This window comes from Nocardia sp. AB354 (assembly GCF_049538315.1).
In the GTDB taxonomy this organism is placed as follows: Bacteria; Actinomycetota; Actinomycetes; order Mycobacteriales; family Mycobacteriaceae; genus Nocardia; species Nocardia nova.
Genome location: NZ_JBMVFU010000020.1, coordinates 1 through 24,566, shown reverse-complemented (window position 1 = coordinate 24,566; position 24,566 = coordinate 1). Strand labels below are relative to the sequence as shown.

Sequence of the window (24,566 nt, the reverse complement as noted above, 5' to 3'; positions counted from 1 at the left end):
AACGACCGCGTGCTGAAGACGCGTTTCACCGAGGAGTTCGGGGTCGAACACCCGATCGTCTGTGGCGGGATGACCGCCGTCGGCAAAGCCGAACTCATCGCGGCCGTGGCCGAAGCGGGCGCCCTGGGATTTCTGACCGCTTTGACCCAGCCCACGCCTGCCGACCTGGCGAAAGAAATCGCGAAGGTTCGCTCTCTGACCGATAAGCCGTTCGGTGTGAACTTGACGATCCTGCCGACGGTGAACCCGGTTCCGTACGACGAGTACCGCGACGCGATCATCGAGGGCGGGGTCAAGATCGTCGAGACCGCCGGCGCCAATCCGGAACCCCACCTGCCGGCCTTCAAAGCCGCCGGAGTCAAGGTCGTGCACAAGGCTGTGGCGGTCCGGCACGCACTCAAGGCGGAGCGGCTCGGCGTGGATGCGATCAGCATCGACGGCTTCGAATGCGCAGGTCACCCCGGTGAGGACGACGTTCCGAGCTTGGTGCTGGTGAACGCGGCAGCCCGTAAGCTGAGCCTTCCGATCATCGCCTCGGGTGGTTTCGCCGACGGTGCCGGATTGGTTGCGGCCTTGGCACTCGGCGCCGATGCGATCAATATGGGGACCCGTTTCGTCGCGACGACCGAGGCTCCGGTTCACGAGAATGTGAAACGACAGATCGTCGCGAACGACGAGCGGTCGACGAAACTGGTTTTCCGCGAATTCCGCAATACCGCGCGCGTTGCTCGCAATGCCGTGTCGGAAGAAATCGCGGAAATTTCCCGTCAGGTCGGTGCGACCTTCGAGGACGTGGCGCACCTCGCTTCGGGAGAGCGTGGGCGGCGTGAGGTGCTCGGCAACGGCGACATGGACGGAGGCTTGTGGTGGGCGGGCCAGACGCAGGGATTGATCGACGAGGTGCTGCCTTGCCGGGAGGTTGTCGAGAGCATCGTCGCCGATGCCGAGGCGATCATCGATAAGCGTCTGACCGACATGCGCCAGCGCGGTTGACGGCATGGAAACTTCGCGCCACGAATAAGACCTCGGGACACCGCACACGGTGTCCCGAGGCCTTTTTTACTCGGAGCTCGGGTTCAGCGCCGAACGCTTTCGATCGTGCCAGGTGTCCTTGTCGGCATAGTCACGTATCGCGGCAATTCTGCCGTCGCGCAATTCGAAAACGCCCGTGCACTCGATCGCCGCCTCGTTGCCGTTGAACCAGAAGCGATCGATGCGTTCGACGAAGGCGGTGTCGTCTGTGGACAGCACGGTCACCACATCCCACTGCACCCGTTCCGCCTCGGTGATCGCCGACCCGAGGGCGGCGATTACGGCAGGTCGCCCGACCACCGGGGGAAGCGGCATCAAAAGGTGATAGGAGACGTCGTCGGTGCAGTATCGCCCTGCCGCCTCGGCATCGCGGTTGTTGATCGCCTCGAGGAACCTGGCGATCGGGGCGGGCAACTCGCCGATTGTCGTCATGAATTCTCCTAGAATGTCAGCGCAGCACGGACACGAAGGTGGCCGGTTTCGTTCAGTGAGTGCGGGACGAATCGATCGTCCCCGTAGTACACCCGGTTCACCGACGCGTGGCCGGCGAAGTAGAACATGTCGGGGTCGGCGCCGACGAGCCCTGCGACAAAGGAGCTGATCGCTCCCGCATGGCTCACCACCAGAACACGCTCATTCGGGTGGCGTTCGGCGATGGTCGTCAAGGCCTGATGGATGCGCCGCCGAAAATCGTCGCTCGTTTCGGTATTGGGGAACGCATCCCAGCGCAGCGTTCGCCGAAACTCCTCGCCGGCCCGATCCTGGATATCGAGTGAGACATCCGCGCCGCCCCGATCGCGGCTGTACATGTCCACTTCGCGCAGCGCTGTGTCCGGCATCGGCTCGAGCCCGGGCGCGGCTGCCGCGGCGACGATGGCGGCGGTTTCGACGGCCCGGTTGAGATCGCTGCAATAGACCGCTGTGATTGGCGTGTCGGCCGCGACGTCCGCCAGGTACTCGCCGGTGAGCCGGGCTTGAATCTGCCCTAATTCCGACAGCCCGGGCCCACCCGGCCGGTACGCCTCGGTGTGGGTCCGCACCTGCTGGCCATGTCGGACCAGGATGAGTTCGGTGCGCTCACCGATGACGAGCAGTCCACGTTCCATTGCGTAGCGGGTAGGCGTCAACTCGTCGGGCTCTGCGGATTCGGCGATCGATACCGAGTCCGGCAGTGGTGTCAGGTCCGGCGTCGACGTCATCGGCGTTCCCTTTCGATCGGTCCCAGATGGGGAAGTTCGCCGTCGGCCAGGCGACGGACGACCCGATGGCGTTCTCCCGAATAGATGTGCTCACCCTTGATGAGCCCGGAGTCGTCGATCGGCCACAGCACTGTTGCTCGATGGCTGACCAGGTAGTAGTCGTCGGGCGAAATGTCTTCGCCGGCTTCGGTCGAGGCCACGGTGCCGAGATCGCGACCGGCGATCGCGTACTGGAAGTCTCCCTCGGTCACCACGCAGTGCCGATCGGCCACCACTCGATGGATGAGGTAGTCCAAGCGGTTGCGCCCGGCCTGCTGCAGACGCTCATACCAACCGACCACCGCGTCGTAGCCGGATGGGCCGACACTGTCCGAAGCGCCCCAGACGGTGTACTGGGGCTCCGGAACCAGCGTGGCCATGAGGGCCGGAAGATTTCCCGCGACTTCTTCGACGACGTGGCGCGCGACGATTTCCAGATTCGCCTTGCAGGCGGGATCGGTTTCCGCGGCGATCCGATCGAGAAGCAACTGCCAGCCTGGGGTGCGAGTCGTCATGACTCACCGTACTTTCGCTACGCCATCGGTCAGCACCTGTTTACCTTCACGGCCGCGGACGGCGAAGCGCACGGTTTGCTGGTCGGACGTCCAGAGATCGACATCGAGGCGGTCGCCGGGCCAGACTGGACCGGCGAAGCGAGCCGACATCGAGGCCAGCGATGCACCGTCGCCGGCGACCTCGAGTACCGCTCGACCGGCGAAGCCGAAGGTGCACAGGCCGTGCAGAATCGGGCGATCCATGCCTGCTCTGGCCGCGAAGGCGGGGTCGGAATGCAGCGGGTTGTAGTCGCCGGAGAGTCGGTAGATGAGAGCCTGCTCGGGGCGTGTTTCGTAGGTGATCGTCTTCGCGGTGCCGGCCGGTATCTCGTCGACTTCCGGTTTGGCCCTCGGACCGCGCTCGCCGCCCCAGCCGCCGACCCCCTTGATGAACAGTCCGGCGGAGCTGCGCCACAGCGGGGTGCCACCGGAGGAGGTGCCGGTAGTCCGGGCGACGATCAGTGCGGCCTTGCCCTTGTCCCACATCTCGGTGATCTCGGTGACCGCGTCGGCCTCACCTTCGACCGGGATATCGGCGAGGATCTCGACACGCTGCTCGGCGTGCAGCAGGTTGGCCCAGTCGAACTTCCCGGCACGTTTGAGCACGCTGAAATCGACACCCAGCGTCACCGGCATGGTCGGAACCATGCGTTGGGTCACGCCCTTGGTGTTGTTGGTGGTGAAGGCCAGATCGTCCACCCCCGCTCCCACGCCCAGGGCGTAGAGCATGCAGTCTCGGGCCGTCCATGAGACGTGTTTGGGCGTTGATCGTGCTCCCACGGCGCTGGGATCGAAGGGCGCTGACTCGGCCACTGTGCCTCCTCGGTGGTTGACAAGGCGCGATGTAGCGCCGGTAGATTGTCGCGATGTAAATACTCTAGTACTCTAGCATTTTGAACGCGACCTTAAGGGTTGCCACGAACCGGTCGGAGGTTTCGATGTCGCAGACCATTCCCGCTGTCGACTACCTGGTGCTGGGTGATGACCCGCACCTGGTGGCGCACGAGTGCGTGCAGTGTGGGGCGCTGTATTTCGACCGGCGAAACGCCTGCGCGAAGTGCTCGACGACGTCGTTCACTCGGCGCCGACTGTCGAACGAAGGGGTGGTACGTGCCTACACGATCGTGCAACGCGGCGCGAAATCCGGCCCGTTCACCTCGGTGGTGGTCGAACTCGACGGCGGCGGCGCGGTGAAGGCGAACCTCCGTGGAGTCACCGATCCCGACTCCATCGCACCCGAGACCAAGGTGCGGCTGGTGACCTTCGACGTCGGTGCCGACGACGACGGAACCGTGGCGGTCGCATTCGGATACGAACCGATCGGAGCATGAGTTGAGCGAGAACGTCTGGATCATCGGAACGTCGATGACGAAGTTCGGTCGGTTTCCCGACCAAGATCTGCTGGATTTGGCCGCCACCGCGACGTTGGACGCGCTCGCCGACTCCGGTCAGTCGATGGCCAACGTCGGCCTGCTGGCGTTGGGCAATGTGTACGAGGCGAATTCGCACAACGGTCAGCGGTTGCAGAAACAGATCGGCCAGACCGGGATCCCGGTCTACAACGTGGTCAACGCATGTGCGACCGGCGCGACCGCGGTCCGCGTGGCGATGATGGGCATCAAGTCGGGCGAATGCGACATCGCCCTGGCAGTCGGTGTCGAGAAGATGGGCAAGATGGGCATGCTCGGCGGCGCCGCGAAGAAGGCCGGTGACCGCAAGGTCTATACGCCGAAGGGCCGGTACGGCGCGGTAGTGAAGACCGAGGGATTGCTGGGGACCGGTTTGATGCCTGGAGTGTTCGCTCAGGCCGGCACCGAATACGCGCTCGCGAACGGCGTTACTGCCGAGCAGTTCGCCAAGGTCGCGGTGAAGAACCACCTGCACTCGACGCTGAACCCCCTTGCGCAGTATCAGAAGGAGTTCTCCCTCGAAGAGGTGATGGGCGCCGAGGTCATCAGTTACCCGAACACCCTGCCGATGTGTTGCCCGACCGGTGACGGGGCGGCGGCGGTCGTTCTGGTCTCCGACTCCAAACTCGCGACGCTCGATCCCGATGTGCGCAGGCGCGCGGTCAAGGTGTCGGCCTCGGTGATGACGTCCGATCCGTGGACCGAAGCGGGCCAGGTACAGCCCGACGTCAATACGCTGACGCGCATCGCGGCCGACCAGGCGTACGAGGACGCCGGCATAGGCCCGGCCGATCTCGACCTGGTCGAGCTGCACGACTGCTTCGCCACCGCCGAACTCATCCACTACGACAATCTGCGGCTGTGCGAGCCCGGCGCCGCCGGCGAGTTCATCGACTCCGGTGCCCCGATGCGCGACGGCAGGATTCCCGTCAACGTGTCCGGCGGTCTGCTGTCGAAGGGGCATCCGATCGGTGCGACCGGCATCGCCAACCTCTACGAGGTCGCGACTCATCTGCGCGGAGAGGCCGGGGATCGGCAGATCGAGGGCGCAAAGGTGGGGCTGACCCACGTGATCGGGCTGGCATCGGCGTGTGCAGTGCACATTCTGGAAGCCCCGGCGAACCGGTGAGGACGGTGCACTGATGGCAGGCCCGCTACAAGGTGTTCGGGTACTGGAGATCGCCAGCGCGGCGCCGGCCCCGTTCGGGTGCATGATCTTCGCCGATCTGGGTGCGGATGTGGTCACTGTGGACCGCGCGCCCCGCCCGGATCGCGAAGTGAGACGGCCGAAGTCGCCTCTTTCCCGCGGTCGTCGTTCCGTTGTCGCGGATCTGAAATCTCCCGAGGGCGTGGAGTTGGTGCGGGCACTCGCGGCGCGAGCCGACGTCCTGGTGGAAGGTTTCCGGCCGGGCGTGATGGAACGGCTCGGCCTGGGGCCGGACGATTTGTTCGCACTCAACCACGGCCTGGTGTATGCCCGGATGACGGGGTATGGGCAAGAGGGGCCGATGTCGGCTCGAGCAGGTCACGACATCAACTACATCGCGGTTGCCGGAGCGTTGGATCCGATCGGGCGCGCCGGCGAACGGCCACTGCCGCCGTTGAATCTGGTCGGCGATTTCGGCGGCGGCGGAATGCTGCTCGCGGTCGGAGTACTGGCGGCCTTGTACGAACGCGAACTGTCGGGGAAGGGCCAAGTCGTCGACGCGGCTATGGTCGACGGTGCGGCGCTGCTCACCGCATTCGTGCACGGCGTGCGTGCGGAAGGCAACTGGTCGGAGAACCGTGGCACCAATCTGCTCGACAGCGGCGCGCCTTTCTATGACACCTACGCCACCTCCGACGGTGGGCATATGGCCGTGGGGGCTTTGGAGCGCCGGTTCTATCAGCAGCTGCTGGTCGGCCTCGGACTCGACGCGGAGCCCGATCTGCCCGCTCAGATGGATCGAACCCGGTGGCCCGAACTGCGGGCCCGCTTCGGTCAGGTCTTCGCAACTCGCAGCCGCGAGGAATGGACCGCGGTGTTCGCCGACCTGGATGCCTGCGTCTCACCGGTGCTGGCGCCGTGGGAGGTCGCCGACGCCGAACACACCCGTGAGCGAGCGGGATTCGTCGACGTCGGTGGAGTCTCTCAGCCCGCGCCGGCTCCGCGGTTCAGCCGCACGCCGGCCGACGTGCCGACGCCACCGCGTCTGCCCGGCGAGGACACCGCGACGGTGCTCGCCGACTGGAAAGTCTCTCTCCCCGAAATCGCGCTGGCGGAACCGGCTGCGGTGGGGGCCGGTGGCGAAGAAAGGGTGGTTGCCCTGTGACCGTTCAGACGATGGCTGTTCCCTCGACCGTGGCCGAGGCGCGGGAGGGGTTCCGGTCGTGGCTGGTTTCCCACCAGGCCGAGCTGGAGCAATTCCGTGAAACCGGAGGTGAGGTCACCGCGATTTTTGAGCGATTGCGGCTCCTGCAGCGCATGCTCTACGACGCGGGCTGGATTCGGCTGGGCTGGCCGGAGTCGATCGGTGGTCTGGGCGGTCGTCCGATCCTGCGGAGCATCGTGAGCGAAGAACTGGCGGCGGCGGGATATCCGCCCCCGTTCTCGTTCGCCACTCAAGAGGTCCTGGGCCCGGCCGTGGCAGAATTCGCTCGTCCGGAATTCGCCGCCGAGGTCCTTCCGCGTCTGTTGCGCGGAGACGAAACCTGGTGTCAGGGTTTCTCCGAGCCCGGCGCGGGAAGCGATCTCGCTTCGCTGCGGCTCAAAGCCGTTGCGGCCGAGGGCGGTTGGCGCGTCTCCGGCGAGAAGATCTGGACCAGCTGGGCGCAGTTCGCCGATCGATGTGTGCTGCTCGCCCGCACGGGACCCGTCGAATCGGCACACCGTGGCATCTCCGCGTTCCTGCTCGACATGGACACCCCTGGGATCCAGGTGAGCCCGTTGCGGAGTATGAATGGCGACGACGAATTCTGTTCGCTGTATTTCGACGATGTCTTGATCCCCGAGGATCGGCTGCTGGGATCGGTCGACGGCGGCTGGGCCGTGGCCATGTACGTCCTGGCCGGCGAGCGGGGCGCGGCGGCCTGGCAGCGACAGATCTGGCTGCGTTCCCGGTTGACCGAGCTGGCGACGAGAGAACCGGCGGTAGTCGACGACGGCGTGGTCGGTGAGGCGTTCGAACTGCTCACGGCGCTTCGCCTGCTGTCGCGACGCACCGTTGCGGCCCTGTCGGACGGGAGGCCCGTCGGTGCGACCACGTCTCTGGACAAGCTCGCGATGTCGACTGCTGAGAAGTTTCTGTTCGACGCGGCACTCGCCGGCCTCGACAGCGACATCGTTTTCGGTGGCAGCGCGTCGGCCGAGGCGTGGCGAAACGACTACCTGTACAGCCGGGCCTCCTCCATCTACGGCGGAGCAGCCGAGATCCAACGAAACATCATTGCCGAGCGGTTGCTCGGTCTGCCACGCTGACTGCTGAGGAGCTGAGGAAATGGACGCCGCCGACGTCGCCCAAGTGGTCGACAGCCTGCGACAGGCGTTGACGGCCAACCCGGCCGGCATCGCCGAAGTGTTGTCCGGTTTCGGCTGGAATGATCTGCTCGATGACGAACCGCAGGTCGCGGTAGCCGCTCTGTTCCCGCTGTGCGGCGAACTGCTCACTCCGGGTTCCGCACTGGACCGGGTGCTGCTCGCCACCGCCGGTGCGGCGGCGAGCAGCACCGGCGTCGTGTTGCCGGCGCTGGGCGGGCATCGGCCACCTGGCCGGTACGACGGTGCGTGCACGGTGCATTATGACGGTGTCGCGCAAGCGAATTCGGGGCCGGTGCTGGTGCCGTGCGTCGATCCGGACGGCGCGACGATCTTCGCTGTCATCGAAGCCGCCGCTGTCATCGACGGGGACCCGCTGGATCCCACCGCGGGGTGGGGCCGCGTCGCCGGAACGGCACTCGCGGATTCTGTTCTCGGCACAGCGGAACTGGGCTCGGATCCGGCGCAGCTGTGGTCCGAGATGGTCGCCGCGGGCCGGCGAGCATTGGCCTATGAGCTGGTTGCGGTGGCCACCGCGATGGAGACGATGACCGTCGACCACGTCCGCGGTCGCCGCCAATTCGGGCAGGCGCTCGGAGCGTTTCAGGCGGTCAAGCATCAACTCGCCGATGTTCATCTGTGGCGTGAGGTTGCTCAGCTTTCCACCGATGCCGCCTGGGAAGACGGTGGATACGAGAGCGCCGCGCTGGCGAAGGCCGCGGCGGTCCGGTTCTCGAAGACGGCGCGAGCGGTATGCCAGCAATTGCTCGGTGGCATGGGATTCACCTGGGAGCACGACTTCCATCGCTATCTGCGGCGGGCGCTCACGCTGGAACCGCTGCTCGGCGGGCAAGCGGATCTGCACAACGAGATCGGTGGCGCGCTGCGTGCCGGCTCGATCAGCGACTCACTGATCGCCCTCGGAGGACCGGGCAACGGTTCCCCGGGGCGCGAATCAGCACGACAGGAGGAACAACATGTCTGAGGCATGGATCATCGACGGCGTCCGCACGCCCCGTGGAAAGGGCAAGGCGTCCGGAGCGTTGCACGACGTGCACCCGCAGGAACTACTCGGTGGCCTGCTGCGTGCCCTTGTCGAACGCGGACTCGATGCCGCCGACGTCGACGACGTGGTGATGGGCAACGGTGAGCACGCCGGCGACCATGCCAACGACATCGCGCGTTCAGCGGTGCTCACGGCAGGTTGGCCGGTCACCGTGCCAGGCTTGACCCTGAATCGCTTCTGCGGCGGTGGCCAGCAGGCGGTGATGGCGGCCGCTACCGGCATCCTTGCCGGGTGGCAGGACGTTGTCGTCGCCGGTGGCGTCGAGTCGATGTCGCGGCACAGCTACGGCCAGCCACTCGACGCGGGCAATGCGGCGCTCCGGGCCCGGTACCCACTCGTTCCCCAGGGGATCGCCGCGGATCTGATCGCCACCCTCGAAGGGTTCGACCGTGAGACCGTCGATCGGTTCGCGGTACAGAGTCAAGAACGGGCGGCGACAGCGATCAAGGAAGGGCGTTTCGCCCGCAGCATCGTCCCGGTTCGTTCCGAGTCGGGTGCGGTACTGCTGGAACAGGACGAGCACCCACGCCCGGGAACGACGCTGGAGTCGCTGGCGCAGTTGCCCGCCTCGTTCGAGCGATCCGGCGCCAAGCCGCGCTCGGACGGGCGATCCTATGACGACATGTGCCGCGACACCTACCCCGACGCCGGACCGATCCAGCACGTCCACCATGCCGGTAACTCGTCGGGCGTGGTGGACGGCGCGGCCGCGGTGGTCGTCGCATCGGATTCGTATGCCCGATCACACGGACTGGCCCCGCGTGCGCGGATCGTCACCGGGGCGGTGCGCGGCGCCGAACCGGTCATCATGCTCACCGCGCCGGGGCCCGCTGCCGAAGCGTGCCTCGCCAAAGCCGGCATGACGGCGGCGGATATCGATTTGTGGGAGATCAACGAGGCTTTCGCGGCGGTGCCGCTGAAGGTCATCAAGGACTTGGCGCTCGACCCCGATCGGGTCAACGTCAATGGAGGAGCCATCGCTCTGGGGCACCCGATCGGTGCTACCGGAGCGATGCTCTTCCAAACTCTCATAGACGAACTCGAACGCCGCGACCTGACTACCGGCCTGGTCACGATGTGTACCGGTGGTGGTATGGCCACCGCGACCATCATCGAGCGAATCTGACAGCGGCCACCAATCCACCGCGAGGAGAACCCATGACCCGCCGGGCAGTGGAAGTCCACACCGACGACCATATCGCCGAACTGCGCCTGAGTCGCCCCGAGACGTTGAACGCTTTCGATGACGTACTGGTCAACGAACTACCGGGCGTACTGATCGACCTCGCCCGAGACGGGGATGTTCGCGCTGTGGTGTGGACTTCGACCGGCAAGCATTTCTCGGCAGGTGGCGATATGGAGACGATTCTCGCCGGCCACCGGGATCTGAACGTTCTCCTCCGCGGTGTCGACGACGGGCGCCGGCTCTTCCGCGCGTTCGCCGATTTCCCCAAACCATTGGTTACGGCGGTGCACGGCCACAGCTTCGGCGTCGCCACCAGCCTCATATTCACCTCCGATGCGATCGTCGCGACCCCCACAGTCCGGTTGTCGGATCCACACGTGCACATGGGACTGGTCGCCGGTGACGGCGGTTGCGTGGCGTGGCCGTTGAGCGCCGGATTGATACGGGCCAAACGCAAACTTCTCTGGGGAGAGCCCCTCACCGGCCAGGAGGCGTTCGAACTCGGACTTGTGACCGATCTGGCCGATGATCCCGACGGTGTGCGGGATACGGCGTTCGAGCTGGCCCGGCGGGTATCGAATATTCCGCCTCTCGCGACGCAGTTGACGAAGCGCTCGTTGAACAAGGTGCTGTCGGGAGCGACCGACCAGGTGCTCGATACCAGCTTCTACCTCGAGGCACTGTCGAATCGCAGCGCGGATGCCGTCGAGGCGGTCGAAGCATTCAAGGAGAAACGAGAGGGACGATGGACAGGCGCATGAACGACGGTGACGCTGCGGTGATCTGGGGTGAAGACGTTGTCGAAGGCGTCTACGCGGGGCATCGGGGACTTCTCTACGAACCGTCTCCGGCCTCTCTTCCCGCGATGCTTCGCTCCGCCCGGCAATGGGACGGTCGCGACTACATCGTGCAGGGCGAACGCCGGATTTCGCATCCGGCATTCCGAGCGGCCATACCCGCTGCGGCGAGGCAACTGGCCCAGGCCGGTGTGGGTCGTGGGGATCGTGTTCTGATCCAATGCTACAACTGCCCGGAATTCGTTCTGGCGACCTGGGCGGCATGGTGGCTGGGTGCGGTCCCTGTTTATGCGAACCGGTGGTGGAGCGGCCACGAACTCGAGCACGGTGTCGGCATCACCTCGCCCGTTCTGGTCCTGACCGATGCACCGGAGCTGTTCCCGCCCGTCCTGATCGGCGCTGGCACGCGTGTCGTGCGGATCAGCGAACTGGCGCGAGCGTTCGACGAGCAGGCCACCGAGCCGTTGGAGCCCGTGGTCATCGATCTCGATGATCCGGCAGTAGTGCTGTTCACCTCCGGTAGCTCGGGTGCACCGAAAGCCGTGGCACTGTCGGCCCGTTCGGTGATCGTCAATCAGCACAACCTGCTGACGCGTTCACGGAGATTGCCGCAGAATCTGGACCCGGAGGCGCCGCAGCCCGTCGGCTTGGTTTGTACTCCTTTGTTTCATATCGGCGGGATCTCGAATGCACTCACCAATCTGATCACCGGCGGCCGATTGGTCCTGACCGCGGGCCGATTCGATGCCGGTGAAATCCTGCAGCTGATCGAGACCGAGCGAGTAGGCGCGTGGGGCGGCGTTCCGACCATGGCCGTTCGTGTGCTCGAGCATCCGAAGTTCGAGTCCTACGACCTGTCGAGCCTGCGGTCGTTCCCGCTCGGCGGCGCGCCGTTGCCGCGGACGTTGTTGCAACGACTCACGGCCAAGTTGCCGCAGCTCGAAAAGCGGGGGCTGGCCAATACCTGGGGTATGACCGAGACTGGCGGCTTCATGACCGTGGCCGGTAATGCCGATCTCGAGGCCAGGCCCGGAACGGTCGGGCGCCCGTATCCGGTGGTCGAGTTGCGGATCGATGATCCGGATGCGACGGGTTCGGGTGAGGTGCTCGTCCGTGCGCCAACCATCATGCTGGGCTATCTCGGCATCGATGACGGAACGGTCGACGCCGAAGGATGGCTGCATACCGGCGATTTGGGTCATCTCGACGACGCCGGATATCTGTACTTGGACGGCCGCAGCAAGGACATCGTGATCCGCGGTGGCGAGAACATCGCCTGCGCGCACGTGGAACGCGTGCTGCTGAGCCACCCGGCAGTGGTCGAGGCCGCCGTTGTCGGACTGCCACACGAGGACCTGGGCGAAGAGCTCGCGGCAGCGATCACCTACCGGCCGGGCGAACCGGTCGATGAGGACGAGTTGCGCGCCTTCTGCAAGGGCACCCTCGCGTACTTCGAGGTGCCCTCGGTATGGCGGATCGGCGATACGGCCCTTCCGACTCTGGCCGGCGAGAAACTGAACAAGAAGGCGATCAAGGCCGCCCTGCTCGAGTCGCCGCGGGAAGGATGAGCATGCATCTCAGCGCCGCTGACGAGTACTTCACCCATCAGACCGCGCTCACGCACGCGATGGTCGACACCAGCGATCCCTCGTGGCGTGAACGGTATTGGGTGAGTTTCCAGGACACCGAGGCCGGTGACACCGTCCTCACCTTGGGATTGGGCAGGTACCCGAATCAGGACGTCATGGAGGCATTCGCATGTCTGTCCCGGGCAGGCCGACAGACGAACCTGCGATTGTCTCGGTCCCTGCTTCCGGACAGCCATGCGATGCGGGTGGGGCCCTTCGCGTGCGATGTGCGCCGCCCCCTGCAGGAACTTCGATTCACCTTGTCGGACAACGATTCCGGGCTCAGCTTCGATGTCGGCTTCGACGCGACGTTCGAGCCGCTGCTCGAGGGTAAGTTCTTTCAGATCAGCCGCGCCCGGACCACCTACGACGCCATTCGTTATGTGCAGCACGGCCGCGGTACCGGCTGGATTCGGACGCCCGACGGTGAGACGCTCGAGCTCGATCCGCAGCGTTGGTGGGCCGAGCGCGACCACTCCTGGGGTACCCGGCCCCTGCCCCGAGCCGAAGGTCAACCGCCGGGGGAGCGTCCGGAGTGGCGGATGCTCATGTTCGCCCCGTTGCAGCTACCGGATTTCGCGGTTCATCTGTACGTGCAGGAGTCGCAGCCGGGACTTCCGGTGCACCTCTCGGCGGGGATCGTCGGAGCTCCGGGCGCCGATCGGGAAGCGCCGGTCATCGTCGGCGTGGACCACGATCTCGAATGGGAAAAGGGTGCTGCCGCACCAACTCTCGTCGGTGGCACCGTGACGCTGCTGCTCTACGGCGGTGACCGGATCGTCCTCGAGCTCACGGCCAAGCCGGGGCGTGCTCATCTTCGCGGTGGCGGATACGAGGGATGGAACGGGTGGAAGCAGGGCTTCTGGCGCGGAGACTCGACCGCCGAGCACGACGAATGGGATCTCACCGATCGTGAGACGTTCTATCGCTATGCCAAGGCGGGTTCGGACCATCTGGTCGAAGTGCGATGTGACGGCAAGATCGGCTACGGAGTGATCGAGTACATGGTGCTGCCTGGCTACGGCCGGTACGAAGAGGCGCTGCCGCCGCCACGCCGGAAGCAGAGCTGATCCGTCATGAGTGATCTGCAGGCTGCCCTTTTGGATATGTTGGCCGACATCGGTGTTCGAGAGGTGAGCGTTCCCGCGCGGCTCGGCGGCGGCAGTTCTCAAGAGAACTGGGCCTTCGACGCGATGATCGACGGCCCGCATGGGCCGATCCGACTGCCGCTGCTGATGCGGCGCGAGCCCGAGTCCGGCGTCGTGGACACCCCGCGCGATGTGGAATTCGCGTTGCTGCGTCAGCTGGGGCAAACCGATCTTCCGGTGGCGCGGGTCTACGCGCTCGACGATGGACGCCGGCTCGGTCGCAGTGGCATGGTCGTGGACCGGCTGCCCGGTCGCGCACATCGCGGTGTACTTCGCGACACCGACCCCTTGGCCATCGGCGAACCCGCGCGGCTGGACGTCGCCGAGCGGCTGGCCGCGCTGCTCGCGCGAGTGCACTGTCTCGACGTCGACGAGACGGGCCTTTCGCAAGTCCTGACCGCCCCGGCCGACCCCGCACGAGCCGAGCTCGACCACTGGATCGCCGAGCTCGATCGTGTCGAACTCGAACCACATCCGGGCCTTCGCGAGGTCATCGCGTGGTTGGCGGATCATCTTCCCTCGCCGGTGCCGTGCCGGCTGGTGCACGGGGATTTCCGGCCGGCGAATGTGCTCGTCGACGGCGGTCGCGTAACGGCGCTGCTGGACTGGGAACTGGCCCACCTCGGCGACCCGCACGACGATCTCGGCTGGTACACGTGTTCGGTGTATCGCCGGGAGCACTTCCTCGAGGGACGCTGGGAGCTCCACGACTTCCTGGCGCGCTGGTCTGCCGAATCCGGCATGGAAGTCGAGCCGGACCGCCTGCATTTCTGGCAGGTCATGTCGACCTTCCGGCTCGCGGTCATCGCGTTGACCGGCGTCCGGGCATTCTGCGACGGAGCCACCGACCGTCCCGCGGGGCCCACCGACAGGGTCGAGAAGCTGGCCCTGCTGGAGACCGGGCTGCTCGACGCTGCGGCCACAGTGGACAGGAGTGCGAAATGAGACCTCGTCCGTCGGAAGTAGTCGCCGGAATTCGTTCCATATTGGCGGATACGATCGGTCCGGAGCTCACGAGCGAGCACGCCCGGTCCCGGCTCGCGGAAATCCGAGCGGTACTGGCGCAAATCGATTGGGACAACGTCGGTTTCGCTCTGGCAGCGCGATCGGCCGAACTCGCGCGATGGCTCGAGCGAGCGGGTGAGCACGTCGGCGAGGTCGTCGTACCGGCCCCGCCGGAGACCGCGAGTTACGTGGCATTCGAGCATCACTACGAGGAACTCGCCGAGCTGGCTGTACAGGTCCTGGATCGGCTTCGAGCACAGCTGCACGCGCGACCGGACGACGAGCCAGTTCGTCACACCTACCGCGGGCTGCTCGCCGCCGTCTGATTCTCATCGGAGCCCGCCCGGCGACTTCGAGAGAAGGCGCCGGGCGGGCTTTGTCATGCCCGGAACATGGTGCGTTCGAGCCTGGGGCGCCGCAACCTCGAGCTGCTGGGAAACCCCAGCCAGCGGGGTTGCATGGTGCTCGCTAGATCAATACTCTATACTCAGAAAGTCGACTACTAGACTATTAAGGTGGGTGGTCCGGTGACTCCGACACTCGAGGAGTTCGTGGACGGCGCACGGGTTTTCCTGGAATCCGTGTCCGCGGATCGCGTGCGCGTGCAGCCGGGGGAAGGTAAATCCCGCTACGCACTCTTCTCCGGTTCGACGCAGGAGGAGATCGACGCAGCGATCGCATATCAGCGGGCGGCGTTCGATGCGGGATACGGCTGGATCAGCGGGCCGGTGGAATACGGCGGCGCGGGATTGCCGACCCGGTACGAGAAGGCTTTCGCCACCGTCGAGCGCGGGTATGCGATCCCTTCCAAGGGACCGCTGTCGGTCAGTCTCGGCATGGTCGCCCCGACGCTGGCGCAATTCGGGACGGATGAGGCCAAGCAGCGGTGGTTGCGTGGTCTGCGTCGCGCGGACGTCATCGGATGCCAGCTGTTCAGCGAACCGGCGGCCGGATCCGATCTGGCGGCAGTCCGCACCAAGGCAACGCAGGACTCGGACGGCGGCGAATGGCGGCTGACCGGTCAGAAGGTGTGGACCACCGGTGCCCATTACGCAGATGTCGGCATCATTCTCACTCGCACGGCGGACGGGCCGCGCCACCGCAATTTGACCGCTTTCGCTGTCGATATGCACGCGCCGGGCGTCGAGGTCCGGCCGCTTCGTCAAATGACCGGCGAAGCGGACTTCAACGAGGTCTTCCTGACCGACGTGCGGATACCCGACGGCTGGCGGCTCGGCGAGGTCGGGCAGGGCTGGTCGGTCGCCATCGCCATGCTGATGCACGAGCGCGGCGCCATCGGCGGATCCTCCAGTGGCGGAAGCGGACTGTTCCGCATGGACGATCTCGCGGCGTGGATCGTCGGGCTCGGCAGGCATGAGGATCCGGCCGTCGTCCAGGCGTACGCGCGGGTGTACTCCGGGGTGACCGCCGCCAAGGCGATGCGGGCCCGCGCCGACGCGAAGGTGAAGGCAGGCGGCGTCCCGGGGCCGGAGATGTCGCTGGGCAAGTTGGCATTGACCGAAAACCTGCGCGCTCTCAGCGATTTGGTGAGCCTCGCGCTCGGTCCGAACCTGGCGGCGGACTCGGGCCGGCCGCAGTCGTTCGCCTGGGCCGAGTTCGTGCTGAGTGTGCCCGGGATGCGCATCGGTGGCGGAACCGACGAAATTCACCGCAACACCGTCGCCGAACGCTCGCTCGGATTGCCGAAGGACAAGCCGGCAGCGGTGTGACACGCGGAGTTGCGTTCGGCGCATACCGCACCCGCCGCGGCGGGATACGACAACCACAAGACAGGAAGAGAATTCGATGGGACATCTGGACGGTAGGACGATCATTGTGACCGGCGCGGGCCGGGGGATCGGCCGTGAGCATGCGCTCTTGTTCGCCAAAGAAGGCGCCAACGTGGTCGTCAACGACCTCGGCGGGGCCCAGGACGGCAGCGGCGCGGCGGCCGGACCGGCTCAGGACGTGGTCGACGAGATCACCACCGCCGGCGGCAAGGCCGTGGCGAACGGCGACGACGTCGCCGATCCCGCCGGCGTCGAGCGCATCGTGGCCACCGCGATCGACACCTTCGGTGGTGTTCACGGGCTGGTGAACAATGCCGGCATTCTGCGCGACCGCGTGCTGGTCAATATCGACCCCGAGGACTGGGATCTGGTCCTGAAGGTGAATCTGCGCGGAACGTTCCTGATGACACGTGAGGTGGGTCGCTACTGGCGTGAACAGAGCAAGGCAGGCAACGAGGTATCCGGCTCGGTGGTCAACACCAGCAGCGAATCGGGCGTCTTCGGCAACCCGGGGCAGGCCAACTACGCGGCGGCCAAGGCCGGCGTCGCCTCGCTCACCCAGGTCGCCAGCAAGGAGTTGCAGCGCTACGGTGTGCGTGTCAACGCGATCCTGCCGCAGGCTCGCACCCGCCTGACCGAAGGCGCCTTCGGTGATGCGCTCAGCGGTAAAGAGGGCGAATTCGACCGATTCGATCCGGCCAACGTCTCGCCGTTCGTCGGCTATCTCCTCTCCCCGAACTGCGTCCTCAGCGGTGAGGTCTTCCTGGTCGGCGGATCGCGGGTGCAGCGAATCCAGCCGTGGCAGAAGGACTCCGGCTGGAAGTTGATGACAGAGGGCCGGTGGACCCTGGATGCGCTCGAGAAGGCTGTTGCCGACGCCGGTGTGCCGTCCGGCGGAAACAACTGGACCGCCAACCCGGGTAAGGGGGCCAAGTGACGACGACCGAACAGCAGTCGGTGGACAAGACCACCGAAGCGAAGATGCCCGAAGCCGTCATCACCGATGAGATGGTCGCCTCCATGCAAGCGCGCGCCGGCATCGAATTGCGCATCGACCATTCGGTGAACAACGAGGAAGCCACGCGCATCGCCGTGACGAAGTTCGTCGGCGGCGTCGGCGACATCAACACGCTGTGGACCGACCCCGAGCGGGCCACCGCATCCGACTACGGCGCTCCCGTCGCGCCGCCGTCCTTCGTGATCGGCTGTTTCTCCGGAATCCAGTTCGGCTGGCCCGGTTTGGGTGCCTTCCACAACGCGACTCAGGCGCACTTCCACAAGCCGGTGTACTGGGGTGACACGATCACCGCCACCTGCCGCTATGACGGATTCACCGGTCCGCGGCCGAGCAACTTCGCCGGTCGGATGGTCACCGACCATTTCGTCAACAGCTACCGCAACCAGAATGACGAGCTTGTCGCCGAAATCAACTGGCAGGTAGTCAATTTCGAACGTGGCTCGGCGAAGTCGAGGGCCAAGGACTCGAACAAGCCGGAATTGGTTCTGCCGCATCCGTGGACCGAGAACCAGATCCAGGCGATCGAGGAGCAGGTGCTGTCGGAGAAGCCCCGGGGCACAGAGCGGCGGTTCTGGGAGGACGTCGAGGTCGGCGACCCGATCGATCCGCTGACCAAGGGGCCGATCGGTCTCACCGATGAGGTCGCCTTCATCGCCGGTGGCGGCACACCGATTCCCCGGCTGAAAGCTCACGCCGCCGCGTTGTCGGACTACCAATTGCATCCTGCGTGGTCGTTCCGCGACCCGGTCATGGGTTCGAGCGAACCCATCTACGCGGTTCACTACAACAAGGCGGCCGCCAACGCGATGGGTGTCGCATTCCAATACGACGTCGGGTTCCAACGGCAGTGCTGGCAGATCCAGCTGTTGACCAACTGGTGCGGCGACGCGGGGTGGGTGGTGGACTGCAGCGCTCAATACCGCGGTTTCGTGTACCTGTCCGACGTGGTGACCCTCGGCGGGCAGGTGACCGGTAAGTCCGTGAACGAGGCCGGTGAGCACGTGGTCGAGGTGACGACATTCTCGCGCAACCAGCGCGGTGCCGACGTCATGCCGGGTACCGCGACCATCGCCCTGCCGACGCGTGACAACCCGTCGCCGGTGGCGCTGCGCGCGCGGTCCGAATAGGAGAAACCATCATGGGCATCGACGCGCAGGAGCGCGATGCGTTGGCCGAGGCGGTTCGCGAAGCAGCGTCGTCGGGTCCGCGTGAATTTCTCGACGATCGCGGCAACCCGGCCCGCGACGTCCGGCTGTGGAAAGTGCTCACCGAGCAGATGGGCTTGGCCGGTCTGCTGATTCCGGAAGAAGACGGCGGAGCGGGGGCGGGCATCGCCGAGCTGTCGGTGGTGCTGGAGCAGCTCGCCCGTGCGCTGGCCGTGGTGCCCGCGCTGTCGTCCCTCGGCGCGGCAGCGAGTCTGCTTCACCTGACCGGTACGCCGACAGCCACGGCCTTGGCGAATCACCTTGCCTCGGAGGGGCTTTGCGCCACCGTGGCGTGGGCCGATCCTTCGTCGCACATCGCGGCACCCCTGCTCGCTGCCGATGGGCAGCCAGGAGAGGGAGCCGAGGTGACGGTCAGCGGTCGTGCCGAATTCGTGCTGGACGGTGCGGATGCCGATGTGATCTTGTTCCCGGCCCGATACGGCGACTCCGATGTCGTCGTCTCGGTGTCCACATCGGTACCGTCCGTCCGGCGTGAGGCCATGCCAGGCCTCGATCTGACTCGAGGCCTGGCATCGGTCTCCTTGGACAACGCTTCGGCCACTGTGCTGGGCGATGTGAACCTGCAAGCCGCACTCGATGTCACGCAGGTGCTGATCTCGGCCGAACAGGTCGGCATCGCACAACACTGCCATGATGCCGCGGTCGCCTGGGCGAAGGAGCGTATCCAGTTCGATCGTCCGATCGGGCAATTCCAGGCGATCAAGCACCAGTTGGTGGATCTGTTGATGGCGGTGGAACTCGCGCGTTCGAGTCACGATGTCGCGGTCGCCGCGGCCGACGCCTACTTGGCCGCTCCTTCCGAGAGTGCCGCTCGCGCACTCGGTGTCGCGGCCAGCGCGGCCGCAGCGCGTTGCGGTGACGCCGCGGTCCGGGTCGCGGACGAATCGCTGCACATCTTCGGCGGTATCGGCTTCACCTGGGAGCACGACGCGCACCTGTACCTTCGACGCGCGAAGGTATTGGAGACGTTGTTCGGTTCGCCGGCCGCGCATCGCGCTCGTTTCGCGAGCACGCTGCTCGAGGAGGCCGCGAATGGCTGACACGCCCGCTGTGGTCACCGAGCTCAGCGACGCGGGGATCGCGACGGTCACCTGGAACCGTCCGGAGCGGAAGAACGGGCTCAACAAGGCGATGGTCGACGAGGGCATCGCCGCCTTGGAGCGCATCGGGGCCGACGACGCGTGCCGCGTCGTCGTCCTCACCGGTGCCGGCTCGTCGTTCTGTTCCGGGATGGATCTGTCCGAGCGCATCGAACCCGACGAAGTGACCTTCATGCGCCGGGTGGGGCATCTGTGCACCTTGATCCACGATCTGCCGTTGCCGGTCATTTCGAAGGTGCGGGGTGGCGCTGTCGGCTACGGCGCCAACCTCGCCCTGTGCGCTGACTTGGTAATCGCTTCGGACACAGCTGTTTTCGGTGAGATCTTCGCCGAACGCGGGCTGTCGGTCGACGGCGGAGGGTCGTGGCTCGTCCCGCGGCTGGTCGGGCTCGGCCGGGCGAAGGAAATCATGTTCCTGGCATCCCGGATTTCCGGGCGTGAGGCCGGCGAGATGGGCCTGGTGAACCGCTGCGTGCCCGACACTGAACTGGACCAAGCCACCGTGGAGTGGGCGACACGGTTGGCCGACGGTCCCCGACGCGCCTTGTCGGTGATCAAACGGCAGCTCAACGCCTCCTTCGAGCGGTCGTTCGCCGACGCCATCGAGGCGGAGGTGATGGGGCAGTCGCTGGCGTTTCGTTCCAAGGAGTCCCGGGAAGGCGCACGAGCCTTCTTCGAGAAACGTACGCCGGATTTCCGATCATGTTGACAGACAACGAGTTCGTTCGGCAGTGGCTGGTTCATCGCTCCGACGTTCTGGGCCTCGATTCCGCTTCGCTGTCGGTGCGTGACGTCCGGCCGATGTCCCGCGGGGTGTCTCGGCAGACCTGGTCGGTACTGGTCGATGACGATTCCGGCGAGCACCCGCTGATGGTGCGTCGCGACCACGAGGTCGGCAGCGTGATCCCGACCTCGCTCGAGACCGAGTACGCGGTGTATTCGGCCCTGGCCGGCACCGGCGTGCCGCACGCGCGCGCGTTGTGGTGGGAGAACGATCCGGCCTGGATGCCGGACGGGCGGCCCGCCTACATCCGCGAAAGCATCGAGGGCGACTGGCGGCTTCCGGAGCTATCCATGGATCCGGCAGAGGTCGCGGACCGGCGAATCGACTTGGCGCGTGAGCACATTCGCCGGCTCGCGCAGGTTCACGCGGTGGATTGGCGCGGTGTGGGCCTGGACCGGATACTGGGCGCGCCGGAGTCACCGCAGGACGCGGCGGCGACTGTCGTCGACGGACTGCTCGACCAGTTGCGGCGCTACCAGGGCGCCCCCAGCGTGGCGGCCGCCGAAGCCATCGCGACGTTGCGAGCGCGGGCGCCGCGTGATCTGGACCGCCTGGCGTTCTGCAAGGGAACCAACGGACACGGCGAAGAAGTGTGGCGAGACGGCCGGATCGTCGCCATGAGCGATTGGGAACTGGCCGCTATCGGCGACCCGGCCTTCGACTTCGCGCAGTGCCAGGAGTTGGTCGCCGACATCGTCGTCGACAACCGTCGGATATGGGGCATGCCCGAAGCCTTGGCGTACTACGGGGAACTGACCGGTTCTACGGTGACGCTCGAACGGGTTGCGTATTACCGCGAGGTGATGGCGCTTTTGCAGCACGTGTACACCCAGCACGCCGCGTGGGTCGTGCGTCGGCACGCCGTCCCGCCGCTCCGGTTCGTCTGGACCGCAACGGAGGTGGCATTCCGAAGCGAGCTCCGGCTGGCTGCCGAGTACACCGGAAATCTCCTCACCGAACAGGTGGCATGACATGCAGAAGCGAGGAGGGGTATGAGCACCGCACCTGACCCGCACACGCTGATCGCAGCCGTGATCGGAGCGCTGGAAAACGACATAGAACCAGCGATCGACGACGACTACGCGGGCAGTCTCTGCCGAACGGCGGCACAGATGCTGCGCCAGCTCGACGTCCGATTGCGCGAGGAACTTCCGGTACTGGTGCGGGAAGCCGCGGATCTGCGCGCCGTTCTGGTGGAACTCGGCCACCAGGTCGGTGAGCCACCCACACCGCGATGGCCGGATATCGACAGTGCGCGGGCGGATGTCGCGGCGCTGGAGCGGCAGCTGGCCGAAGCGGTCGCGTCGGATCTCGAGGGTGAGTCGGCGGTGCGCGCGGCGGCGCGCGGTTACGTGGAGCGTCACTTGCGTGGCCGCCTGAGCTGGGAACGCGACGCGTATACAGGTCCTCGTCGCTGAGCGGTTCGTACATAGGGAAAATGACGGGAGGGGCGCTGATCATCAGCGCCCCTCCCGTCGTTTCGGCGGGCCGGGATGATGGCGGCTCCCGGCCTGACGTTCATTTCACCGTGACGAGCAGGGATCCGATTCCGTGCAGGACGAAGCTGCGGTGGAAGACGAGGTCGTCGTCGGATTGGGCCAGCTTGATGTCCGGACACCGGGCGAGCAGCACTCCGAGTGCGACCTTCGCCTCGAGCTTGGCGAGGTTCATGCCCAGGCAGGCATGTTCGCCTCGGCCGAACGACAGGTGGCGGGCGCGGGTCGTATCGATATCCAATTCGTCCGGCTCGTGATACACCTCGGGATCACGATTGGCCGAACCGGTGACCAGATAGATCAAGTTGTCCGCCGGAATGGTGACGCCACCGATCTCGACCTCGGTCTCGGTGACCCGCCAGATTCCTTGTACCGGGGGTTCGAGGCGGAGCACCTCGTCGACGAAGTTCGGGATCTGCTCGGGATGCTCGCGCAATTGCTGCTGCAGCTCGTGGTCGGTAGCGAGCTTCCAGACGCAGGAGGTCAGAAGGTTGGTAGTCGTCTCGTTGCCGGCCACGAGGAATTGCACCAGCATCTGGAGCAGTTCGGCCTCACTCAGCGGTTCCTCACCGTCCAGCCGGGCTGCGAGCAGATCGCTGAGCAGATCATCGACAGGCTCGGCCCGGCGCTTGTTCAGCTCGTCGGTGAAGTAGTCGTAGAACGCGTCTACCTTGTCGAACATATCGATGACCGCGTTGTTGTCGTGGTCGAGCGCGCCCACACCGCGGGTGAACGCATCGGACCAGCCTTTGAAGGTCCGCAACTTCGAGATCGGGACGCCGAGCATGCGCGCGATGATCGTCATCGGGATCGGGTGGCTGAACGCGGGCACGATGTCGACCGGCCCATCGACGGGAAAGTTGTCGATCAGCTCGTTCGTCAGCTCCTCCACCGAGTCGTCCAGTTCGGCGACACGTTTGGGGGTGAACCCCGCGTTGACGAGGGAACGCTGCCGTTTGTGCAGCGGCGGGTCGGAGAACAGCAGGATGCGCGCCTTGCTCAACTCCATGCGGCGGGCCGCGGCCTTGCGGGTGCGTTCGGGCAGCTGGTCGTCCTCGACGACACGCTGAGCGAGTCCCGACACGGAACTGGGCCCGCTGGCCAGGCGGTTGGAGAAGTTCTCCGTATCGCGGAGGACGGCCAGGATGTCGTTGTGACGGGTGACCACCCAACCACCGAGGCGTTCGCTGTAGGCGACGGGTTCGGTAGTGCGTTGGGTCTCGTACGCGCCGTACGGACAGCGGACCACGTCTTCGCGCAACGCCAGCAGGTCATCGAATGTGGCTACCGGGCAGGTTCCGGCCCGCGCTGTCTCGGCCACCGTGTCTCCTCAAAATAGGTGAGTACTAAAACATCTATGTGTAGAGTATATCGGTGCCGCAGATGTGTCCACCAGCACAGGAGGAGCTACCGTGCTCAGTCCATATGACGAATACCCGGTCCACCAGACGTCCCGGCCACTGTCGGTGGTCGCGGACACCAGTACCGGATTCGACGACGGCTACTATTTCGGGGCCTTCTCGGCGGTGGAGCGAACGTTCTGCTTCCAGGGACTGCGAATCTCGCCCAACACCGATCTGATCGGCGGTTACGTGGGCCTGCAGCGCAACGGCCGGCAGCGCACCGTGCGGTTCAGCCGAACATGGCGCGACAACTGCGCCACCGAGGTGGGCCCCTATCGGATCAGCGTGATCGAACCCTATCGGCACATCCGGCTGGAACTGGCGCCCAACGACTCGGGTCTGACGTGCGAGCTGAACTGGTACGGCAGCGCACCGGCATACCTCGAGGCGCACCACCTCGCCACCAATCGTGGCCGGCCCACCACCGATCAGTCGCGGTACTCCCAGCCCGGCACGGTGGAGGGATGGATCGACATCGACGGCGACCGAATCTCCGTCGGTCCGCCACACTGGTACGGCAGTCGCGACCACTCCTGGGGCGTGTACTTCGAGCGGGCCCCATTGGCGCCGGCGCCGGATTTGCTGCCGCCCCGGCAGCCGGAAGGCGTCGGCCGCGCCATGCGCTTCTGGACGCTGTTCGGTTCCGGCGACCTGTCCGGCTTCTACGCCATCCACGAGGATGCTCACGGCCGCCAGGTGCCGATGAACGATACCTTCGGCACGCCATTCGAAGGCCGCCTGACCGTGGGGTGGGACAAGGAGGTCTACGAACTCGTCGCGGGGCGTTGTGAGATCGAGCTGGTGGAGGGCACGCGGCTGCTGCGCTCCGGACGGGTGGTGCTGACCGATTCCGCGGGTGGCGAATGGATCCAGGAGGTGGAACCGGCAGGTCTTCCGTGGGTGACTTCCACGATCGGGTACCAGGCGGGTTCCTGGCGCGACGGCGGATCGATGCGGACCTATCACGGTCCGGGAATCAGCGTCGAGTGGGACGAAATCGACGTCAGCACACAGCCTTTCGACCACACCCAACACGACGGCACGGTGCAGCGGGATCTGATCGGCAAGGAGTACCTGGTACAGACGCGAACCACAGCACCCGACGGCCGGGAATGGATCGGCGCCGGGCAGACGGAGTTGTTCCTGGACGGTCCATTCGCGCCGCTGGGCTT

General features: G+C 65.8%; 25 protein-coding genes. 20 read left to right on the top strand and 5 right to left on the bottom strand.

Going from position 1 to position 24,566, the window contains the following annotated elements:
- Positions 1 to 9 precede the first annotated feature (9 nt).
- Entirely contained in the window at positions 10 to 993 is a 984-nt protein-coding gene (locus ACPCUW_RS25335) for an NAD(P)H-dependent flavin oxidoreductase (RefSeq protein WP_423427521.1), read from the top strand.
- Between the two features lie 66 nt (positions 994 to 1,059).
- Here ACPCUW_RS25335 and ACPCUW_RS25330 read toward each other — a convergent pair whose 3' ends face one another.
- The 4 genes from ACPCUW_RS25330 to ACPCUW_RS25315 are packed head-to-tail and all read right to left on the bottom strand — an operon-like array spanning position 1,060 to position 3,637.
- Positions 1,060 to 1,464, bottom strand: coding sequence for a nuclear transport factor 2 family protein (locus ACPCUW_RS25330; protein WP_423427520.1), 405 nt, complete (start codon positions 1,462 to 1,464; stop codon positions 1,060 to 1,062).
- Positions 1,465 to 1,472: 8 nt separating this feature from the next.
- Positions 1,473 to 2,231 carry a histidine phosphatase family protein gene (locus ACPCUW_RS25325; RefSeq protein ID WP_423427519.1) on the bottom strand — a complete coding sequence of 253 codons (759 nt, stop codon included), beginning with the start codon at positions 2,229 to 2,231 and terminating at the stop codon, positions 1,473 to 1,475.
- Positions 2,228 to 2,785: a nuclear transport factor 2 family protein gene (locus ACPCUW_RS25320; RefSeq protein ID WP_423427518.1), complete on the bottom strand. Its 558-nt coding sequence runs from the start codon at positions 2,783 to 2,785 to the stop codon at positions 2,228 to 2,230. The genes ACPCUW_RS25325 and ACPCUW_RS25320 overlap by 4 nt, the downstream gene beginning before the upstream one ends.
- 3 nt (positions 2,786 to 2,788) lie before the next feature.
- Complete coding sequence (locus tag ACPCUW_RS25315; RefSeq protein ID WP_423427517.1) at positions 2,789 to 3,637, bottom strand: MaoC/PaaZ C-terminal domain-containing protein; 849 nt, start codon at positions 3,635 to 3,637, stop codon at positions 2,789 to 2,791.
- 125 nt (positions 3,638 to 3,762) lie between these two features.
- Between ACPCUW_RS25315 and ACPCUW_RS25310 the strand changes: the two genes are divergently transcribed.
- The 18 genes from ACPCUW_RS25310 (at position 3,763) to ACPCUW_RS25225 (ending at position 21,913) form a co-directional block, all read left to right on the top strand.
- On the top strand, positions 3,763 to 4,155 hold the full coding sequence (locus tag ACPCUW_RS25310) for a Zn-ribbon domain-containing OB-fold protein (RefSeq protein ID WP_423427516.1): 393 nt from the start codon (positions 3,763 to 3,765) through the stop codon (positions 4,153 to 4,155).
- Position 4,156: 1 nt separating this feature from the next.
- The gene (locus tag ACPCUW_RS25305; RefSeq protein WP_423427515.1) at positions 4,157 to 5,362 is read left to right on the top strand and encodes a thiolase family protein; all 1,206 of its coding nucleotides are present in this window, start codon (positions 4,157 to 4,159) and stop codon (positions 5,360 to 5,362) included.
- A 13-nt stretch (positions 5,363 to 5,375) separates the two neighbouring features.
- Positions 5,376 to 6,545 carry a CaiB/BaiF CoA transferase family protein gene (locus tag ACPCUW_RS25300; protein WP_423427513.1) on the top strand — a complete coding sequence of 390 codons (1,170 nt, stop codon included), beginning with the start codon at positions 5,376 to 5,378 and terminating at the stop codon, positions 6,543 to 6,545.
- Between the two features lie 11 nt (positions 6,546 to 6,556).
- Positions 6,557 to 7,690 carry an acyl-CoA dehydrogenase family protein gene (locus ACPCUW_RS25295; RefSeq protein ID WP_423427511.1) on the top strand — a complete coding sequence of 378 codons (1,134 nt, stop codon included), beginning with the start codon at positions 6,557 to 6,559 and terminating at the stop codon, positions 7,688 to 7,690.
- Between the two features lie 19 nt (positions 7,691 to 7,709).
- On the top strand, positions 7,710 to 8,732 hold the full coding sequence (locus ACPCUW_RS25290) for an acyl-CoA dehydrogenase family protein (RefSeq protein ID WP_423427509.1): 1,023 nt from the start codon (positions 7,710 to 7,712) through the stop codon (positions 8,730 to 8,732).
- Entirely contained in the window at positions 8,725 to 9,939 is a 1,215-nt protein-coding gene (locus tag ACPCUW_RS25285; protein WP_423427507.1) for an acetyl-CoA C-acetyltransferase, read from the top strand. Before ACPCUW_RS25290 ends, ACPCUW_RS25285 begins: the two co-directional genes overlap by 8 nt.
- Positions 9,940 to 9,971: 32 nt before the next feature.
- On the top strand, positions 9,972 to 10,760 hold the full coding sequence (locus tag ACPCUW_RS25280) for an enoyl-CoA hydratase/isomerase family protein (protein ID WP_423427506.1): 789 nt from the start codon (positions 9,972 to 9,974) through the stop codon (positions 10,758 to 10,760).
- Positions 10,757 to 12,364 carry a class I adenylate-forming enzyme family protein gene (locus ACPCUW_RS25275; protein ID WP_423427504.1) on the top strand — a complete coding sequence of 536 codons (1,608 nt, stop codon included), beginning with the start codon at positions 10,757 to 10,759 and terminating at the stop codon, positions 12,362 to 12,364. Before ACPCUW_RS25280 ends, ACPCUW_RS25275 begins: the two co-directional genes overlap by 4 nt.
- A gap of 2 nt (positions 12,365 to 12,366) precedes the next feature.
- Positions 12,367 to 13,494 carry a hypothetical protein gene (locus ACPCUW_RS25270; protein ID WP_423427502.1) on the top strand — a complete coding sequence of 376 codons (1,128 nt, stop codon included), beginning with the start codon at positions 12,367 to 12,369 and terminating at the stop codon, positions 13,492 to 13,494.
- 6 nt (positions 13,495 to 13,500) lie between these two features.
- On the top strand, positions 13,501 to 14,517 hold the full coding sequence (locus ACPCUW_RS25265; RefSeq protein WP_423427500.1) for a phosphotransferase family protein: 1,017 nt from the start codon (positions 13,501 to 13,503) through the stop codon (positions 14,515 to 14,517).
- Positions 14,514 to 14,903, top strand: a complete 390-nt coding sequence (locus tag ACPCUW_RS25260) for a hypothetical protein (RefSeq protein ID WP_423427498.1) — start codon at positions 14,514 to 14,516, stop codon at positions 14,901 to 14,903. The genes ACPCUW_RS25265 and ACPCUW_RS25260 overlap by 4 nt, the downstream gene beginning before the upstream one ends.
- A gap of 201 nt (positions 14,904 to 15,104) precedes the next feature.
- Positions 15,105 to 16,307: an acyl-CoA dehydrogenase family protein gene (locus ACPCUW_RS25255; RefSeq protein ID WP_423427496.1), complete on the top strand. Its 1,203-nt coding sequence runs from the start codon at positions 15,105 to 15,107 to the stop codon at positions 16,305 to 16,307.
- Between the two features lie 76 nt (positions 16,308 to 16,383).
- Complete coding sequence (locus ACPCUW_RS25250; protein WP_423427494.1) at positions 16,384 to 17,304, top strand: SDR family oxidoreductase; 921 nt, start codon at positions 16,384 to 16,386, stop codon at positions 17,302 to 17,304.
- Positions 17,301 to 18,512, top strand: a complete 1,212-nt coding sequence (locus ACPCUW_RS25245; RefSeq protein ID WP_423427492.1) for an FAS1-like dehydratase domain-containing protein — start codon at positions 17,301 to 17,303, stop codon at positions 18,510 to 18,512. Before ACPCUW_RS25250 ends, ACPCUW_RS25245 begins: the two co-directional genes overlap by 4 nt.
- 11 nt (positions 18,513 to 18,523) lie before the next feature.
- A complete protein-coding gene (locus ACPCUW_RS25240) occupies positions 18,524 to 19,651 on the top strand; it encodes an acyl-CoA dehydrogenase family protein (RefSeq protein ID WP_423427491.1) in 1,128 nt (375 codons plus the stop codon).
- Complete coding sequence (locus ACPCUW_RS25235; RefSeq protein WP_423427489.1) at positions 19,644 to 20,420, top strand: enoyl-CoA hydratase/isomerase family protein; 777 nt, start codon at positions 19,644 to 19,646, stop codon at positions 20,418 to 20,420. Before ACPCUW_RS25240 ends, ACPCUW_RS25235 begins: the two co-directional genes overlap by 8 nt.
- Positions 20,414 to 21,466 carry a phosphotransferase family protein gene (locus tag ACPCUW_RS25230; RefSeq protein WP_423427487.1) on the top strand — a complete coding sequence of 351 codons (1,053 nt, stop codon included), beginning with the start codon at positions 20,414 to 20,416 and terminating at the stop codon, positions 21,464 to 21,466. The genes ACPCUW_RS25235 and ACPCUW_RS25230 overlap by 7 nt, the downstream gene beginning before the upstream one ends.
- 21 nt (positions 21,467 to 21,487) lie before the next feature.
- Positions 21,488 to 21,913 carry a hypothetical protein gene (locus ACPCUW_RS25225; RefSeq protein WP_423427485.1) on the top strand — a complete coding sequence of 142 codons (426 nt, stop codon included), beginning with the start codon at positions 21,488 to 21,490 and terminating at the stop codon, positions 21,911 to 21,913.
- Between the two features lie 100 nt (positions 21,914 to 22,013).
- On the opposite strand, the gene ACPCUW_RS25220 is transcribed toward ACPCUW_RS25225, so the two are convergent.
- On the bottom strand, positions 22,014 to 23,312 hold the full coding sequence (locus ACPCUW_RS25220; protein ID WP_423427483.1) for a cytochrome P450: 1,299 nt from the start codon (positions 23,310 to 23,312) through the stop codon (positions 22,014 to 22,016).
- A gap of 91 nt (positions 23,313 to 23,403) precedes the next feature.
- Here ACPCUW_RS25220 and ACPCUW_RS25215 point away from each other — a divergent pair.
- Positions 23,404 to 24,566 (top strand): hypothetical protein (locus ACPCUW_RS25215; RefSeq protein WP_423427481.1); only part of this gene is annotated, 1,163 nt, incomplete at its 3' end.